Origin of the sequence: Pleomorphomonas sp. PLEO (assembly GCF_041320595.1) — a bacterium.
Classification (GTDB): Bacteria; Pseudomonadota; Alphaproteobacteria; order Rhizobiales; family Pleomorphomonadaceae; genus Pleomorphomonas.
The window spans coordinates 5,139,296-5,156,382 of record NZ_CP166625.1 but is presented as its reverse complement, the minus strand read 5'-3'; the positions used below and the strand labels follow the sequence as shown (position 1 = coordinate 5,156,382).

12 protein-coding genes are annotated in these 17,087 nt (G+C 62.3%); 2 read left to right on the top strand and 10 right to left on the bottom strand.

The genetic code is table 11. The features are described from left to right. Positions 1 to 5 precede the first annotated feature (5 nt). The 7 genes from AB6N07_RS23780 to glmU all read right to left on the bottom strand — a co-directional run bounded on the left by AB6N07_RS23780 (position 6) and on the right by glmU (position 8,390). A complete protein-coding gene (locus tag AB6N07_RS23780; RefSeq protein ID WP_370675511.1) occupies positions 6 to 1,205 on the bottom strand; it encodes an IS256 family transposase in 1,200 nt (399 codons plus the stop codon). Positions 1,206 to 1,283: 78 nt separating this feature from the next. Continuing rightward, complete coding sequence (locus AB6N07_RS23775) at positions 1,284 to 1,406, bottom strand: hypothetical protein (protein WP_370675510.1); 123 nt, start codon at positions 1,404 to 1,406, stop codon at positions 1,284 to 1,286. A gap of 190 nt (positions 1,407 to 1,596) precedes the next feature. Then, positions 1,597 to 2,808 carry a multiple monosaccharide ABC transporter permease gene (mmsB, locus tag AB6N07_RS23770; RefSeq protein ID WP_370675509.1) on the bottom strand — a complete coding sequence of 404 codons (1,212 nt, stop codon included), beginning with the start codon at positions 2,806 to 2,808 and terminating at the stop codon, positions 1,597 to 1,599. After that, positions 2,808 to 4,322: a multiple monosaccharide ABC transporter ATP-binding protein gene (gene mmsA / locus AB6N07_RS23765; RefSeq protein ID WP_370678312.1), complete on the bottom strand. Its 1,515-nt coding sequence runs from the start codon at positions 4,320 to 4,322 to the stop codon at positions 2,808 to 2,810. Before mmsA ends, mmsB begins: the two co-directional genes overlap by 1 nt. Positions 4,323 to 4,510: 188 nt before the next feature. After that, positions 4,511 to 5,524 carry a multiple monosaccharide ABC transporter substrate-binding protein gene (gene chvE / locus AB6N07_RS23760; protein ID WP_370678311.1) on the bottom strand — a complete coding sequence of 338 codons (1,014 nt, stop codon included), beginning with the start codon at positions 5,522 to 5,524 and terminating at the stop codon, positions 4,511 to 4,513. 159 nt (positions 5,525 to 5,683) lie between these two features. After that, positions 5,684 to 6,256, bottom strand: coding sequence for a hypothetical protein (locus AB6N07_RS23755; RefSeq protein WP_370675508.1), 573 nt, complete (start codon positions 6,254 to 6,256; stop codon positions 5,684 to 5,686). Positions 6,257 to 7,022: 766 nt separating this feature from the next. Then, the gene (gene glmU, locus AB6N07_RS23750) at positions 7,023 to 8,390 is read right to left on the bottom strand and encodes a bifunctional UDP-N-acetylglucosamine diphosphorylase/glucosamine-1-phosphate N-acetyltransferase GlmU (RefSeq protein ID WP_370675507.1); all 1,368 of its coding nucleotides are present in this window, start codon (positions 8,388 to 8,390) and stop codon (positions 7,023 to 7,025) included. 225 nt (positions 8,391 to 8,615) lie between these two features. On the opposite strand from glmU, the gene AB6N07_RS23745 reads away from it, so the two are divergent. Next, the gene (locus tag AB6N07_RS23745) at positions 8,616 to 9,224 is read left to right on the top strand and encodes an NUDIX domain-containing protein (protein WP_370675506.1); all 609 of its coding nucleotides are present in this window, start codon (positions 8,616 to 8,618) and stop codon (positions 9,222 to 9,224) included. A gap of 14 nt (positions 9,225 to 9,238) precedes the next feature. On the opposite strand, the gene AB6N07_RS23740 is transcribed toward AB6N07_RS23745, so the two are convergent. Then, the gene (locus AB6N07_RS23740; RefSeq protein ID WP_370675505.1) at positions 9,239 to 10,258 is read right to left on the bottom strand and encodes a substrate-binding domain-containing protein; all 1,020 of its coding nucleotides are present in this window, start codon (positions 10,256 to 10,258) and stop codon (positions 9,239 to 9,241) included. A 454-nt stretch (positions 10,259 to 10,712) separates the two neighbouring features. Here AB6N07_RS23740 and AB6N07_RS23735 point away from each other — a divergent pair, with 454 nt between their 5' ends. Beyond that, positions 10,713 to 12,002: an ROK family protein gene (locus AB6N07_RS23735; RefSeq protein WP_370675504.1), complete on the top strand. Its 1,290-nt coding sequence runs from the start codon at positions 10,713 to 10,715 to the stop codon at positions 12,000 to 12,002. A gap of 5 nt (positions 12,003 to 12,007) precedes the next feature. Here AB6N07_RS23735 and AB6N07_RS23730 read toward each other — a convergent pair whose 3' ends face one another. Further along, entirely contained in the window at positions 12,008 to 15,160 is a 3,153-nt protein-coding gene (locus tag AB6N07_RS23730; protein ID WP_370675503.1) for an efflux RND transporter permease subunit, read from the bottom strand. Further along, a complete protein-coding gene (locus tag AB6N07_RS23725; protein WP_370675502.1) occupies positions 15,157 to 16,374 on the bottom strand; it encodes an efflux RND transporter periplasmic adaptor subunit in 1,218 nt (405 codons plus the stop codon). Before AB6N07_RS23725 ends, AB6N07_RS23730 begins: the two co-directional genes overlap by 4 nt. Positions 16,375 to 17,087: the final 713 nt, after the last annotated feature.

Sequence of the window (17,087 nt, the reverse complement as noted above, 5' to 3'; positions counted from 1 at the left end):
CTTGATCAGTTTGTCACTGCCGGCAAGCTGACGAAGGGATCATTGCCCATCTGCGCGATGGTTTCCAGCGTCATGTATCTAGCGCGTAGGACGGCCCATTCGTCGTTTTGTTCCAGCAGCAAGGCCCCGACGAGACGAACGATCGCTTCGTCATTTGGGAAGATGCCAACCACTTCGGTGCGTCGCTTGATCTCGCCGTTTAGCCGCTCGATCGGGTTGGTGCTATGCAGCTTCGCCCGGTGTTCTTTCGGAAAGGTCATGTAGGCCAGCACATCCTCTTCGGCGTCATCCATGATCGTGGCCAGTTTCGGGACTTTGGGACGGATCTGGTCGGCAACGGCACGCCATTGGGTACTGGCGGCCTCGGCGGTCTCCTGAGCAAAGGCCGTGGCGATGAAGGCAGAGACGACGCGGCGACCGCTCCTGCCGGCATGGGCCAGCACGTTGCGCATGAAGTGGACTCGGCAGCGTTGCCAGGTGGCGCTGAGCACCTTGGAGACGGCCGCCTTGATGCCTTCGTGGGCGTCGGAGATGACCAGCTTGACGCCCCGCAATCCACGTCGGGTCAGCTTGCGCAGGAACTCGGTCCAGATCGGTTCTGCCTCGGAAGTGCCGATCTCCAGCCCCAGAACCTCGCGCCGGCCATCGGTGTTAACGCCGATGGCGATGATGACGGCCACCGAGACGATACGCCCACCTCGGCGAACCTTGAGGTAGGTGGCGTCGATCCACAGGTAAGGCCAGTCGCCTTCAATCGGTCGATCGAGGAAGGCCTTCACCTTGTCGTCGATCTCTTCGCACAATCTCGACACCTGGCTCTTGGAGATGCCGGACATGCCCATGGCCTTGACCAGATCATCGACCGAGCGTGTAGAGATCCCCTGAATGTAGGCTTCCTGGATGACGGCCGTCAGCGCCTTCTCAGCCATGCGGCGAGGTTCGAGAAAGCCTGGGAAATAGCTGCCTTTGCGCAGCTTGGGGATACGGAGCTCGACCGTGCCAGCCCTCGTCTCCCAATCACGCTCGCGGTAGCCGTTGCGCTGGACGCGGCGTGACGGATCCTTCTCTCCATAGCCGGCGCCCGTCACGGTGCCGACCTCCAACTCCATCAGCCGTTCGGCGGCAAAGCCTATCATCTCGCGCAGAATGTCGGCGTCAGGGGCTTGTTCCACGAGGTCGCGGAAGTTCATCATGTCCTTGGTCATCGGTGGTCTCTTCGGTCTGGAGTTGGAGTTAGCAACCAGACCCTACCGAACATTGCCGGTGACCACCTCACTCAGGACCTACACCACGACTATGGACGGCATCCCCGCCGGCGCGGCGCCGAGCAGGAACGGCAGCAAGGAGAGGATGGTCAGGCGCCGTCGGAAATAGTTTGGGGCGTGATGGGGCAGGGCGTGTCGCATCGGCTTTACTCCGGGGCGGCATGCCCCTGCCTCTACAACACATCGCCGTGGCGTTTATTCCCGCCGCTTGGAAACTCCCTATCAGATCGCCCCCGGCGCCGCCGCCGGGGTTGGCAGGTTCTCGGCCGGCAACGAAAAAAGCCGGGGCCATAGGGCCCCGGCTCGATCAGACAACAGAAGTTTGTGGCGCTTAGCCCTTCTGTTTGTTGTAGAGGTCGAACACCACGGCGGCGAGCAGCACGAGGCCCTTGACCATCTGCTGGAAGTCGATGCCGAGGCCCATGATCGACATGCCGTTGTTGAGCACGCCCATGATGAAAGCGCCAACCACCGCGCCGGTGATCTTGCCGACACCACCGGTCGTCGAGGCACCACCGATGAAGCAGGCGGCGATAACGTCGAGCTCGAAGCCGTTACCGGCCTTCGGGGTCGAGGAGTTGAGGCGGGCGGCGACGATCAGGCCGGCAAAGCCCGCGAGAACGCCCATGTTGATGAAGGTGTAGAAGCTGAGGCGCTCGGTGTTGATGCCGGAGAGCCGCGTTGCCTTCTCATTGCCGCCGAGCGCGTAGACACGGCGGCCAATGGTCGTCCGGGTGGTGACGAAGGTGTAGAAGACGATCAGCACACCCATGATCACCAGGATATTCGGGAATCCCTTGTAGGTGCTGAGCTGATAGCCAAGGTAGAGCATCACGGCGACAAGCACGGCATTCTGCGCGACGAAGAAGGCGAAGGGCTCGACCTCAATGCCGTGTGACTCGTTGACCTTGCGGCTGCGCCAGGACAGGAAGACCAACAGCGCGGGAATGGCGAGGGTCAGGATGATCGAGGTAGAGTGCAAGGCGCCCAGCAGGGGCAGTTCCGGCAAGGGGAACAGATCGGGCAGGAAACCCGTGGAGAGCTTCTGGAACTCCACTGGGAACGGGCCGATGTTCATGCCGCCCAGGAGCCACAGGGTCAGGCCGCGGAACACCAGCATGCCGGCCAGCGTGACGATGAAGGCGGGGATGTGGTGATAGGCCACCCAATAACCCTGCGCCGCGCCGATGGCGCCGCCGAGGATCAGGCAGACGAGCGACGTCGTCCACGGGTCTATCTTGTAATTCACCATCATGACCGCCGCCACCGCGCCGATGATGGCGACGATGGAGCCGACCGAGAGGTCGATATGTCCGGCGACGATGACCAGCAGCATGCCGAGCGCCATGATGACGACGAAGGAGTTCTGCAGCACCAGGTTGGTCAGGTTGACCGGCCGGAAGAGCACGCCGCCAGTGATGATCTGGAAAAATACCATGATCACCACGAGCGCGATCAGGATGCCATATTCGCGCATGTTCTGCCGGAGGAAGACGGCAAGCGACGGCGAGGCCGTCTGGGTGGCTTCGTTAGGCGTATTCATCAAACCTTCTCCCCCGAGCGCATGATGGCGCCCATGATGTTTTCCTGGCTGGCCTCGGCAACGGGCATTTCGGCGACGATCGCGCCTTCGTTCATGACGTAGATGCGGTCGCAGGTGCCGAGCAGTTCCGGCATTTCCGAGGAGATGAAGATGACCGCCTTGCCGGCGGCAACGAGGTCGTTGACGATGGTGTAGATCTCGTATTTGGCGCCGACGTCGATGCCGCGCGTCGGCTCGTCAAGGATCAGCACGTCCGGGTTGGTGAACAGCCACTTGGCCAGGACGACCTTCTGCTGGTTGCCGCCCGACAGGTTGACGACGTCCTGATAGATGCTGGGCGTGCGGATCCTGAGCTTCTGGCGATATTCGTTGGCCGCCTTGCGCTCGACATGCTCGTTGATGACGAAGTTCTTCGAGATGCCCTTGTGGTTGGCCAGCGTGGTGTTGTGCATCACATTGTTGATCAGCACCAAGCCGAGCTGCTTGCGATCCTCAGTGACGTAGGCGAGGCCCGACTTGATCGCCCGCTCGACAGTGGAGACGTCGGCCGGCTCGCCCTTGATCAGCACCTCGCCGGAGATATTCCGGCCGTAGGCGCGGCCGAACACGCTCATGGCGAATTCGGTACGGCCGGCGCCCATCAGGCCGGCGATGCCTACCACCTCACCGCGCTTGACGTTGAGGTTGATGGCGTTGGAAATCTTCCGGTCGGCGTGAAGCGGATGGTAGGCCGTCCAGTTGCGCACCTCGAAGATGGTCTCGCCGATCTTCGGTACGCGCTTGGGGAAGCGGTCGGAGAGTTCGCGACCGACCATGCCGCGGATGATGCGCGCCTCGGAGATCTTCTCGGCGTGGCAGTCCAGCGTCTCGACCGTGGCGCCGTCGCGCAACACGGTGATCTTGTCGGCGACGCGGGAGATCTCGTTGAGCTTGTGCGAGATGATGATCGAGGTCAGCCCCTGCTTCTTGAATTCGAGAAGCAGCTCGAGCAGCGCATTGGAATCGCTCTCGTTGAGCGAGGCGGTGGGCTCGTCGAGGATGAGCAGCTTGACCTTCTTGGACAGCGCCTTGGCGATCTCCACCAGCTGCTGCTTGCCGACGCCGATGTGGGTGATCAGCGTCGAGGGGTTTTCCTTGAGGCCGACCTTGGCCAGAAGCTCCGATGTCCGGCGCGTTGCTTCGGCCCAGTCGATGACGCCGCCCTTGGCGACCTCGTTGCCCAGGAAGATGTTCTCGGCGATCGACAGCAACGGGATCAGCGCGAGTTCCTGGTGGATGATGATGATACCTTCTTCCTCGGTATCCTTGATCGAGCCGAACTTTTTGAGCTCGCCGTTGTAGTAGATCTCGCCGTCGTAGGTGCCATGGGGATAGACGCCGCTCAGCACCTTCATCAGCGTCGACTTGCCGGCGCCGTTTTCACCGCAGAGCGCGTGGATTTCGCCTTCCTCTACCGAAAAGCTGACGTCGCTCAACGCCCGGACGCCTGGAAACGTCTTGGTGATGTTGCGCATCTCGAGGATCACGTTCGTGCTCACGCGAGGCTCCTTTGTCCGCCGATCTCCGATGAGCGACAGGCAGAACATTCTTGTTGTTAGTGTGTTGCCGCCTGGGCACCCGGAGGATGCACCGATCCGCGCAGCGGGCATATTTAAAGACCGCGCGGGGACATGCCCCGCGCGGAATAGTTGTTAGCTGAATATTACTTCAGCTGATCTTCCTTGTAGTAACCAGACTTGATCACTACGTCCATGTAGTTGTCCTTTGTCACCAGGACCGGCTTCAGCAGGAAGGACGGAACAACCTTCACGCCGTTGTCGTAGGTCTTGGTGTCGTTGACTTCCACTTCCTTGCCCTCGAGAGCCTGCGAGACCATCTTCACAGTCTGCTTGGCGAGCTCGCGGGTGTCCTTGAAGATCGTCGAATACTGCTCGCCGGCGACAATCGCCTTGACGGACGGCAGCTCGGCGTCCTGGCCGGAGACATACGGCATCGGCGTGCCTTCGGTGCCATAACCGACGCCCTTGAGCGACGAGATGATACCGATCGAGATGCCGTCATAAGGCGACAGCACGGCGTCGACATGCTTGTCGGTGTAATTGGCCGACAGGATGTTGTCCATGCGGGCCTGGGCAGTAGCGCCATCCCAACGCATCGTGGCAACCTGAGCGAAGCCCGTCTGGCCCGACTGGACAACGACCTTGCCGCTGTCGATGTAGGGCTTCAGGACGCTCATGGCGCCATTGAAGAAGAAGGTGGCGTTGTTGTCGTCGGGCGAGCCGGCGAACAGTTCGACGTTGAACGGGCCCTTGCCGTCCTTCAGGCCGAGCGGGGTCTCAAGCGACGAAGCCTGGAGCACGCCAACCTGGAAGTTGTCGAAGGTCGAATAGTAGTCGACGTTCGGCGAGTTGCGGATCAGGCGGTCATAGGCGAACACCTTGACGCCGGCTTCATGGGCCTTGGCGAGGATGTCGGTCAGCGTCGTGCCGTCGATCGAGGCGACAACGAGGACGTTGACGCCCTTGGTCACCATGTTCTCGATCTGGTTCAACTGGTTCGGGATATCGTCTTCAGCGTACTGAAGGTCGGTCTCGAAGCCAGCGGCCTTGAACTGCTCGACCATGCTGTGGCCGTCGGAAATCCAACGCGACGAGGACTGCGTCGGCATGGCAATGCCAACCTTGCCCTTGTCGGCGGCGTAAGACGCGGTAGCCATGGCGGAAACGCCAAGCACGAGCGTGGCAGCCAGAATCTTGGTAAGCTTCATTCTCTCCCCCTTCAATCCCGCAAGGGTTGGCGATTTGCCATTCCTCTTAGGGAATTCCGTGTGAGTTGGTGACCAATTTCGCCAGGCGCTTGAAAGCTCCTGACGTCCTCATAAAGCAGATTGTTTCTGCCTTATTCCCAGTTGGGCTCGGCGGATTGCCACCGAAGCCACTCCTTCCACCCACGCCGGCTGATGCCGGATAGGGGGAAGGACCTCCTTGACGCCAAGGGTGATCGCACGACCACCATCGCGATACCGCCCGGAAAGGGCAGCAAACCAATTGCTCCGGAACCTGACCGGAAATTTACAGGCCCCGCCGGCCCGGCGTGCGACGCACACGCCCTGTTTTCCCACCGGCAGTTTCACCGAAACCACGCCGCTGTCCAGACCTTGGCCGTACCGACCATCGACTAACGAGACAGCACTTGCCGGATACCGACCGTCATTCGCCAGTGGGGTACCGACGTCGGAATTGATCCCGATGAAGCTGGATGAGGAGGAAAATCCTCCAGCCATCGCAGCTGCCGGGTAGCCTTCGGTGACATCTTTGTCCGTGGACGAAATGCCTTGCCGAGTAAGGCCTGATTCTGTCGTGTCGAGACGATGCACCGCAAACAGCTGGGCTGCATCGGTCGCTGACCGCGCACTGCCGCAGGCGTCACGCTCGCAACTGCCTGTCATCCCTGATTTTTCCCCCAAATCAGCCGCAATCTCCGGTCCTCTTCCCAGGCGCCGGATCGACTTTATGTAATAGTTTAGCCAAGCGCTCCTCGCTCTGCAAGCCCCGCCTTTATCCGTGCAATCCCTTGCATTTTGGCTGTAGGGGAATACGGTGCTCACCTAACATGCCGTAACTAAAAGGGAAAAGTCGACTTTAGGAGAATTTTGAGCGGTTTTCACAGAACTTGCAATTATAAATTCGATTATCGAACAAAATTTTTATAGGTAATATACAAAAATTCAATCTATAGAAGAAAAATACCAATTATTAAAAACTAGAAGATGCATCGTACCCTCCCAGGCCGCGTCATCTGTGAGGCCTCTCGGCTCACTTTTCCACGGAGGGTTAGCTTGGGAAGACGCTTCGATACAACGTCTGTCGACAGAATTGTCCATGTTTTGATGAACGTTTCGGTCGGCTCCTGAACATGAAAACGTTAGCAATTGTTTGCGGGAGATACGCCCTGGCTGCGAAAAGCGCCTTTTGAGCGTTTTGGTTGTATGTGATCGCGCTTTTGCTGTCTCGTCGCGAATGCTGTACCGGGCCGGGGTTCCCTACCGAGGATTGTCTATGCTCGTTATGAGCTTGCGACCGCGGCGTGATCAGGCCCGGCATTTCCACCATGGCAAATGAGGCAAAAGGGAATGAGTCCGCCCCGTCATTGGCGGTTCGCGGGCTTGCAATCACCATCCGGCATGCCAAAACTGGGAATGTGAGGTCCTCTGGTCAGCCAGTGGACTTCGCGGCGGCCTTTTTGGCAGCAAGTGCTGCCTTCTTCGCCGCGCCCATGCCTTCCCTCACCTCCTGCCGCGCGCGGCCGAAGGCCATGGCGCCGTCGGGTACATCGGCTGTGATCACCGATCCCGCGGCGGTCAAAGCGTTGTCACCGATCGTGACCGGCGCCACCATGACAGTGTTGGAGCCGACAAAGACGTCGGCGCCGATGACCGTCTTGTGCTTGAAGACGCCGTCATAGTTGCAAGTGATGGTGCCGGCGCCAACGTTGGTCCGAGCACCGATCTCTGCGTCGCCGATATAGGTGAGGTGGTTGACCTTGGCGCCTTGATCGACGCGTGCGTTCTTGATCTCGACGAAATTGCCAACGTGGACATTCTCGGCCAGATCGGCCCCCGGCCTGAGGCGCGCGTAAGGACCGACCACCGCGCCGCTCGCAACTTTGGCGCCTTCGAGATGACTGAAGGCGCGGATTAGCGTGCCCGAGGCCACTTCAACCCCTGGGGCGAACACGACATTGGGCTCAACGACAACGTCGCGGCCGAGGCGGGTGTCAAAGGAGAAAAATACAGTGTCCGGCGCGACCAGCGTCACGCCAGCCGCCATGGCCTCCGTGCGTGCCCGCTGCTGGAAGATCGCCTCCGCGGCGGCCAACTGGGCACGGTCGTTGATGCCCACGAATTCGCTTTCGTCATGACCGATAACCGCCTCGGCGCGGAGGCCACGCGCCGTTCCAACGGCGACGGCGTCGGTCAGATAATATTCGCCCTTGGAGTTGGCGTTGCCGATCGCGTCGAGCAACTCCGGTAACAACCCAGGCCTGAACGCCATGATGCCCGAATTGCACAGACGGATCGCCTTCGTTGCCGGATCGGCATCCTTTTCCTCGACAATCGCGACGAGCCGATTGTCTTCGACGATCAGCCTCCCGTAACCGGTCGGCGTATCTGTCGTAAAGCCGAGCAGGGCAATGTCGGCACCGGCCGAAAGCCGTTCAATGAGGGCGGCAATGGTCGCGGGCCGGACGAGCGGAGTATCGCCGAACAGCACCAAGACCGGTCCCATGTGATCGGCAAGCGCCTCCCGGGCCGCCAGCGCCGCGTGGGCTGTGCCGAGCCGTTCGCGCTGCTCGAAGATCTGGGCATCGGCGGCGGTTTTTACCAGATGGGCGCGAACCTTGTCGGCGCCGGCTCCGATCACAACGGCCAGTCGCCCCGCTCCGCCGGCGCGGGCATTTTCCAGAACGGCGTCTATGAGGGACCGGCCACCGACCGTGTGCAGCACCTTCGGTAGATCGGATTTCATACGCGTGCCTTCCCCGGCCGCGAGGACGACGGCGAGACAGGACGGATGGTTCATGCTGGGCTCCCAAACGATGGCTGCCGCATTTGGCCGAGGTAAGGGGCGGTGGTCAAGCTCCGACGTGTCTTCGCGGCTGCGTCGTGCGGAGCGCTGACTGTGGCCGACGGGCGACAGCGGCTGAGGAGCTGCGCCAGCGATTTTCGCCGTCTGCTCCGCGATGCTGGCGGGGGCGAGGGCTGGCGGTTATCAAAGTGTGCACCAACCGCGACAGGGGATTTCAATATGGCGGACCCAATTACCGATAACCGCTTGCCTCCCGTATCGGTCAAAGAACGCCGGGTCGTCTATGATGGCTGGTTGACTTTGGAAGTCGCGGTTCTCGAGACGACTGTTCACGGCGAGCCCCGATTGGTGCGGCGCGAGGTGCACGATCATGGCGATGGCGCCGCGGTCCTGATCTACGATTCAGCCCACCGCACGGCTATTCTGGTGCGCCAGGTGCGTGCCGCGGCACTGCTGGCTGACGGCCACGGCATCACCCTCGAGGCGATCGCCGGCATCGTCGACGATGGCGAGGATGGCGAGACGGCGGTGCGCCGCGAGGCTTGGGAAGAAGCGGGCTGTGTCGTCGGTAAGCTCGAATTCCTTGGTCGTCCCTATGCTTCGCCGGGCTCGCTCACGGAGCGAGTCTGGCTCTATCTGGGCGAGATCGACGCGGCCGCGCCGCGTGGCAAAGGCGGCGGCCTCGCCGATGAGAATGAAGAGATCGAGGTGGTCGAGCTGCCGTTGTCGGTGCTGGCCGATCTCGCCGACGGCGGCGATGCGCTTGATCTCAAGACGCGGCTGCTGGTCGAGGCATTGCGTCGGCGCCGGCCCGAACTCTTCGCCTGATTCGCTTCGTTGTTTCAGGGACAGTCGGCGATATGGCCGACAGGCACGTCCTGACAGAGGCGTGGGATATCGATCCAGTGGGTCGTCAGAGCAAGGCCCAGCGCATCGGCGGTGATGGTGAAGGGTTGGAGATAGAGTTCGTAAGTCGTTCCTTGTTCGTCATCGGTCGGTTTGGCGACCCCGAGTTCGCGCGGCGAACGGCCTTCGGCCAGCTTCAAGGCGACTTCTCCGGCCTTTTGAGCCAATGCAACGTGATCTTCCCAAATAGTCGCCGCCTGCAATCCTCGCGCGATGCGGTTGAGAGTTGCTGGGTCGCCGCCCTGGCCAACGACGGCGACCTTGTTGGCAAGGCCCCGTGCTTCCAACACCGAAATGGCCTCGCCGGCACTGGCGTCATCCGGCGTTAGCACGGCATCGACGGCGTTGCGGGTATTGTCGAGAATATTGCCGAAGGCCCTTCGCGCGTTGAGCGACAAGCCGCCGGGTGTGTAAGCTTCGCCGGCGATCCGGATCAGCCCGGCGTTGATGGAGTCCTTCAAGACGCCGATCTGGCCGGCGTAGAGGCGTGCCGTCTGAGGATCGTCGAAATCGCCTTTGAGCAGGACCCATTCACCGCGCGGCCGCGCTGCGTAAAGAGCCAGCGCTTGCAACCGCCCGACGTCGATCTGGTTGAAGCCTATCGAGATCACACCGTCGAGACTAATGGGGCGATCGTAACCGATGACCGGAATGCCAGCCGCGACAGCCGCTCGGATTGTCGATTCCAGTGCCCTCGGGTCGACGGCGGCGACGATCAAAACGTCGACGTGCGCATCGATGAGACTTTTGACATCGAGGATCTGTTTGGCGGCTGACAGCCGAGCATCGGTTTCAATCACCGCGCCCGAGTCGACCGACACCGCCTTGCGGATGGTTTCCGAATCGGCCTTCCACAGATGTGCGGTATCGCCCGGCCAACTGACGCCAATCACCGGCGACGCCATCGCCGCCTGACAGAGTAGCCCAAGAGCAATGGCGGGAAGCACCCTCCGCATGTCGAAGACGTCCCCCCGAATGTCGTTCCCATGAGGCGCGAACGATACGCGCCGAGCCGGCCGTTGTGAAGCCGAGCCGCGAGCCAAGTCGACCCAATGATTATCTTTGAAGCCCAAAAAAAGCATGGACCGGGGCGGATCGCGATGTCAATATTCGGATCGATGGGGGCCGCCGCCGCGGGGGAGGTGGACGGACGGCTCGGCAGCGGGCGGGGCGGTGGATTTTCCACGCTCCCGATACGCGGCATTGGGAGTGGGGGCACGAAGGATCCGAACGGACTTAGCCGACAGCGAGCGCCGACTTGATTGAGTGATCTGGTCGATGGCGAGTGCTGTAGCCTGATGTATAGAACACGCGCCGAGCGGACTCGTTCAGCCTGATCGACAGATGTTCTATTGGGATAAAGCGGACGCCAGAGAGGGGAGACCCCCGGCGGGGAGGACAGGCATCATCATGACCGTGCGTGGAGATGGATCGCGGCGCGTTCCGGTTGGTAAGGCTGACAGCGATCACGTCCGGCGGCAGAATCGTTCACTGGTGTTATCGGCGCTCCGGCGGCGGGAGCCGATCGCCCGTGTCGACCTCGGTACCGAGACGCGCCTCTCGCCGGCGACGATTACCGCCATCACGGCTGATCTGATCGCCGAGGGATTGGTCGAAGCGCGCGACGACGAAGCGGAGGGCATTGAGGCGCAGGCCGAACCGGCGCGGCGTGGTCGGCCCCGGGTCATGCTGCGCCTCGATCCGACGGCCGGCTATGTGCTGGCGGCCAAGATCTCGCGCGACAGCGTCGTCCTGCAGCTTGCCGATTTCGACGGACGGACCATTGACCACAAGGAGGTCATCGTACCGACCTATGAGGAGACGCGCGATAGCTTCCCTGTAAAGCTCGCCAATCTCCTCGGCGGTATCGTCGCCGAAAACGGCATCGATTTCCGCCAAGTGGCCGAGATCGCCATCGGCGCGCAGGGCTTCGTCGATACCAACACCGGTTCGGTTATGTGGTCGCCGGCCTTCAGGGTCCGCGACATGCGCCTCGTCGAGCCGCTCAGAGTTCTGACCGGCCACAATTGCATCCTCTCCAACGACGCCAACATGATTGCCCAGGCTCTGCACGAGGCGAACCCGGACGTCTACAGCGGCACTTTCGCGGTGATCTTTGTCGACCAGGGCGTTGGAGCGGGACTGTTCGTCGGCGACCGCCTTCACCACGGTGCCGCTGGCTCGGCGGCTGAATTCGGCCACATGAACCATCTGCCCAACGGCGCTCTTTGCCAATGTGGCCGGCGGGGGTGCCTCGAGGCCTATATCGCCGACTACGCCATCCACCGCCAGGCGCTCGGCTTGCCGGAAGACGCGCCGCCACTCAGCGTGCGGCCGACCCAAGGCGAGCTGATCGCTCACGAGGCGGCCGCCTATGCCGGAGACGAAGCGACGCTCGCAATCTACCATCAGGCAGGAGAAGCCCTGGGGTATGGACTTGCGCGGCTTATGGCCCTGATCAACCCCAGCCGGATCGTGTTGACGGGTGGCTCGGTGCGCGCCTATCCGCTGTTCGAGCCCGGACTGAAGGCGGCGATCGAGGCGGCGCTGGTCGAGGACCTGAGCCGATCAACGGTGATCGAGACGCTTCCTTGGCAAACCGATATGATCATGACCGGTCTTATCTCGTACATGCTGACGCGCCTGGATCGCGAGGTTTTCGCCAACCCGGCCGAGGCCCGGCGGTTCCGCATCAGCTGATCTGTCTATTCGGCTGCGAGCTTTGGCTCCGGGCGGGACGTCGTGGCTTCGGTGAGACCAATCGCTTCGGCGGCGGTGAGTTCGCCCGACAGAAGGCGCTCGACGTGACCGCGCGGCTTGGCGAAGCCGGCGAGCATCAGGTAGGCAACCGGTGTCAGGAACAGGGTGAAGATCGTCGCAAATCCCAAGCCGCCCACCAGCACCCAGCCGAGGGCGACACGCGCCTCCGCTCCGGCGCCGAAGGCCAGCACCAGCGGCACCGCGCCGACGATGGTGGCAATCATGGTCATCACCACCGGTCTCAGGCGAATGCGGGCGGCCGCCTCGATCGCCTCGCGCACGCTCCGGCCGTCGTCACGCAACTGATTGGCGAACTCGACGATCAGGATGCCATTCTTGGCCATGATGCCGACCACCATGACGAGGCCTATCTGGCTGTAGATGTTGAGCGTGCCGCCGGTGAAGCGGATAGCGAACACGGCAGCGGCGAGGCCGAAGGGCACGGTGGCGATGATGATCACCGCCGCCACGAAGCTCTCGAACTGAGCGGCGAGCACCAAGAGCACCACGATCAGCGCGAAGCCGAAAGTCGTTGTAAGGCCCGCCGAGGTTTGGGCAAGTGCCGCCGCCTCGCCAGCCTGCTTGATGCCATAGCCAGCCGGCAGCACAGAGGCCGCCACCTCCTCGGCCACGGCCATTGTCTGCCTGAGGGCTACGCCGGGCGCGGGATCGATGGAGATAGGCACTGCCCGCTGCTGGCCGTCGCGCGACAGGCCGGGTGCCGTCGATCCTTCGACAAGCGTGGCGATGGCGCTCATTGGCACCATTCGCTTGTCGGCGGTGCGTACGAAGACGTTGCCAAGGTCGGTCGGGTCGTCGATCGGGGTGGCGGTAGACATCAGTTTGATCGGAATGATCCGGTCGCCCAGCGACACTTCGGCGACCTCCCGGCCATCGAGAACTGCCTGCAGTGCCTGCGCGAAGCCAGCTACCGGGATGCCGAGGTCCTGTGCCCGGTCCCGGTCGATATGGACGGAGAGCTGCGGCTGTGTCGGTTGGTAGTCGAGACTGGCGTCGCTCACCTCCGGCCGGGATTCCAGCGCCTTGATGAAGATGTCGCCAACCTTGGAAAGCCCCTCGAAATCGGGCCCGACCAGGGACAGGCGAAGGCCTTGGCCGCCGCCACGAATGCCGAGCGAATTGGAGCCGCCTGCCCGTGCCTGGATCGAGGGAATGGCGGCGAGCTTGCTGTTGATCTCGGCGGTGATCGCGGCTTGCCCGCGCGATCGCTCTTCCCAAGGGGCGAGCGTCACCATCATGAAGCCGGAATTGGCCTCGCCGCCACGTCCGGCGATGGCAAAGCCGGCTGTCGCCTCGCCGCTGTCGAGATAAGGCTGGACCACGGCGGCTACCTTGTCCATCTGCCGCCCCATATTGTCGATGGAAATACCCGGAGGCGCGGTAATCATCAGCATCACCGTGCCCCGGTCCTCGCGCGGCGTCAGCTCGCTCGGCAAACTCTGGAAGACGCCCCAGGCGACGGCGGCGAAGGCCAGAGATAGCGCGACGACCACCAGCGGCGCGGCGAGCGCGGCATCGAGCAAGCGGCCATACAGCGAAGCGAGTGGTCGGCCGATGGCGCCGAGCAGACGCGGCATGATCGCTCGCTTCTGTTCTTCCTCGGCCGGTAGAATGGTCGCGGCGAGCATGGGCGCAAAGGTCAGCGCCGTGAACCCGGAGATGGTCACGGCGATGGCCAGCACGAAACCGAATTCTCGGAACAGGCTGCCCGCGGTGCCGGGCAGGAAGGAGATCGGCACGAACACGGCGGCGAGCGTCACCGTCGTGGCCAGCACGGCAAAGAACACTTCGTGAGTGCCGAGCACCGCCGCGGCGCGCGGCCGCATGCCCATGTGCCGTCGCCGGACGATATTCTCAAGCACCACGATGGCGTCGTCGACCACGAGACCGGTGGCGAGCACCAGCGCCAATAAGGTGACGATGTTGATCGAGAAGCCCGTCAGCCACATGGCTGCCAGGGTGCCGATCAGAGACACCGGGATGGTAATGGCCGGGATCAGCGTTGCCCGCCAGTTGGCCAGGAAGAGATAGATGACGGCAACGACGATGAGGACGCCGAGGCCGAGTGCCAGGATCACTTCGTGCAGGGCGCCATTGATAAAGCGCGCCTCGTCGGAGGTAATTGCTAGCTCGACACTGTCTGGCAATGTCGGCTTCAGGCTTGCAACCACACGGGCAATATCGGTCGAGATCTGGATCGAGTTGGAGCGAGCGGCGCGGACAATGCCCATGCCGATGCCGGTCTTGCCGTTTATCTTGAGCTGAGAGGTCCCGGTATCGGGAGCGAGTGTCACGGTCGCAACGTCGCCGAGCCGCGTGTGGGTATCGATCAGCAGGCGGGCCATTCCGGCTACGTCGGTAACGCGTGCGTCGGCCCTTACCACCAGGCTGAGATTACGATTGGCGAGCGAGCCGGCCGGGCTGTCCATCGACACGGTCGATAGCGTCTGGGTGAGATCGGCGACGGTAAGGCCACGCGCCGCCAGCGCCGTCTGGTCGACGTCGACCCGGAACACCGGTTTCTGGTCGCCAAACACCTGCACGTCGGCGACACCGTTGACCGCGGCGAGCGTGTCGGCGATGCGGTCGTTGACGAGGCTAGTCAGATCTTCGAGCGATACGCGATCGGAGGTGACGGCGAGGCGGATGATGGCATCGCCATCGGCGTCGGCCTTGACGATTTGTGGTTCGTCGACGCGGTCGGGCAATTGATTGCGAATGCGGCTGACCACGTCGCGGGTGTCATTGGCGGCGACGTTGAGGTCGGTGCTCTCGGAGAATTCAATGGTGACGCGCGATCGCCCGAAGCTTGATCGGCCCGAGATCGACGTGACGCCGGCAACGCGCGATACGGCCGACTCGACGCGGGCCGTAATGTCGGTGTCGATGGTCTCCGGCGAGGCGCCATCATAGCCGACGGTCACTGTTACCACGGGGCGGTCAACGTCCGGGAGCTCGCGCACTTCCACATTGCGATAAGCGGCGAGGCCCGCGACGACGATCAGCGCGTTGACCACCAGCGCCAACACCGGCCGGCGGACGAACAGAGCAGTAAGGGCATGGCTGCGACCACTCATGGCTTTGCCCCGGCACTCCGGTCGTCCATTTGCTCCGGCTCGCCTGCTGTCCGGACAGTCGAACCGGCATGCACCGACTGAATACCTTCGACGACCACCGGCTGGCCGGCCACCAGCTCGCCGCTGACCAGAACCGTATCCTCATTTCGCTCGACGATACCGACGCCGACCCGCTTTGCCTTGCCCTCGCTGACGACCCAGACATAAGCGCCGTCGCGGTCCCACTGCACGGACGACGCGGGGACGGCGGTCTTCAGGATGCCGGGAAAGCGAACGGTTACGGCAAAGGACATGCCGGGCCTGAGGACGTCGGCGGTATTTTGTACCGTCGCCTGCGCGACAAGCGTACGGCTGTCGGATTCGATGCGACTGCCAAGAGCTGTGATCTTGCCGGCAAAGAGGGTGCCGGGTTGCGATGGCGTCGCGACCTCGATCGGCTGTCCGATGGCCAGACGGGCGGCGAAAGCCTCCGGCACCCGGAACTCGACCTTAATGGCGGAGCGGTCGTCGATGATGACGATCTCGGAGGATGTCGACACCATGTCTCCCACCTCGACAGAGGTGAGACCAACCACCCCGGCAAACGGCGCGGAGATGGTGCGGCGGCTGAGATTGAGTTCGGCTTGTTGAAGGAAGAGGCGTGCCTTCGACAACTCAAAGCGGGCCGTGTCGCGCTCGGCGGCGGAGATCGCCTTGGTGTCGGCCAGCCGATCATTGCGCGATGCGCGGGCATCGGCATCGGCGAGAGCGGCCTTCGCTTGCTCGACGGCGATCCTCTCGCTGTCCTCATCAAGGCGAATGAGCGTGGCGCCAGCTGCCACACGCTGTCCGGACCTGAAGGCTATTTCCGTCACCATGCCGGTGGCGCGCGGAAAGATGGCGACGGTGCGAGCCGCCTCGGCGGTGCCTATGGCGCTGACGCGATCGGCGGTTTCCACCATGGCAACCGGAGTCGTCACGACCAGCACCGCCCTGCCGCTGTCCGGATGGCTGCCTTTGGCGCTCCCAGCCTCATTTCCGCCGCGGCGGCGCTCCTCCGACGTCAACCCCACGGCACTGTCGGTCTGGGCGCGGAAAGCCCACGCCGGTAGCAATATTTCGGGAACGCCAGCGCCGACCAGTTGCGGGCGCGCTGCCGGGTCGAACGTACCCCAGCCAACGATCCCCACCAGCCCCAACAGCAGGGCGAGCGCCAGTTGTTTCCATAACGCCATGTCCGGCTCCGTTTCGGCGTGTAGCTTAATGGATAAACCGGAAAAACTAGAGATAAGAAAGCGGCTAAAATGTATGCAAATGTAACTATCAAGTATAATTCCCGTGCGTGCAACTTTATCGAGAGCTTACATTCCTCAGAATAGGTCGTCTGTGTCAGGTTGCTCGTGGGCGAAGCCAGGGGCGCGTACCGGTGGGGGGCTTTTGGGAGGTGCTTGGCTGGTGTTGAAGGTCGGGCGAGGGATGCATGTCCCTCAAAAAGATAGCGGCGAATCGTTTCACTCCTGATCTCGAAGGGAGGAATTGACGCGGCGCATGAAAGGGATCTCGTCGAAAAGCCAGGAACGGATCGGTGCCGAGCTGCACGGCCTGCGCCCATAGTCCGGGCTTCAACCTGATGGAAATGGCCTTCTCCAAGCTGAATGCAGTCCTGCGCGTAAGGCAGAACGAATCGCCAGCTCGCTCTGGGATGCCGTCAGAGCCGCCATCCGGCTCCTCAGTCCCGAAGAGTGTACAAACTACCTCGCAGCGCGAGATAAAGCCCGGATTAAGCTGGACGTGCTCAAGAAAGATCCGGCGAAAGACCTACGCTGGTGGAAAGTCTTTGGGCAACATTCATCTCTGGCACCCACCGCTGGCGAGATGGAGCATAGCGTTGGACACCCCGCGCCGGTCCATTGCCCCACGTAGCCGACCGATCGCTTTTTAGCAAAAA

Coding starts and splice junctions, on each gene's coding strand:
- AB6N07_RS23780 (WP_370675511.1), bottom strand. CDS start 1,205: ATGACCAAGGACATGATGAACTTCCGCGACCTCGTGGAACAAGCCCCT.
- AB6N07_RS23775 (WP_370675510.1), bottom strand. CDS start 1,406: ATGCGACACGCCCTGCCCCATCACGCCCCAAACTATTTCCGACGGCGC.
- mmsB (WP_370675509.1), bottom strand. CDS start 2,808: ATGAATACGCCTAACGAAGCCACCCAGACGGCCTCGCCGTCGCTTGCC.
- mmsA (WP_370678312.1), bottom strand. CDS start 4,322: ATGCGCAACATCACCAAGACGTTTCCAGGCGTCCGGGCGTTGAGCGAC.
- chvE (WP_370678311.1), bottom strand. CDS start 5,524: ATGGCTACCGCGTCTTACGCCGCCGACAAGGGCAAGGTTGGCATTGCC.
- AB6N07_RS23755 (WP_370675508.1), bottom strand. CDS start 6,256: ATGACAGGCAGTTGCGAGCGTGACGCCTGCGGCAGTGCGCGGTCAGCG.
- glmU (WP_370675507.1), bottom strand. CDS start 8,390: ATGAACCATCCGTCCTGTCTCGCCGTCGTCCTCGCGGCCGGGGAAGGC.
- AB6N07_RS23745 (WP_370675506.1), top strand. CDS start 8,616: ATGGCGGACCCAATTACCGATAACCGCTTGCCTCCCGTATCGGTCAAA.
- AB6N07_RS23740 (WP_370675505.1), bottom strand. CDS start 10,258: ATGCGGAGGGTGCTTCCCGCCATTGCTCTTGGGCTACTCTGTCAGGCG.
- AB6N07_RS23735 (WP_370675504.1), top strand. CDS start 10,713: ATGACCGTGCGTGGAGATGGATCGCGGCGCGTTCCGGTTGGTAAGGCT.
- AB6N07_RS23730 (WP_370675503.1), bottom strand. CDS start 15,160: ATGAGTGGTCGCAGCCATGCCCTTACTGCTCTGTTCGTCCGCCGGCCG.
- AB6N07_RS23725 (WP_370675502.1), bottom strand. CDS start 16,374: ATGGCGTTATGGAAACAACTGGCGCTCGCCCTGCTGTTGGGGCTGGTG.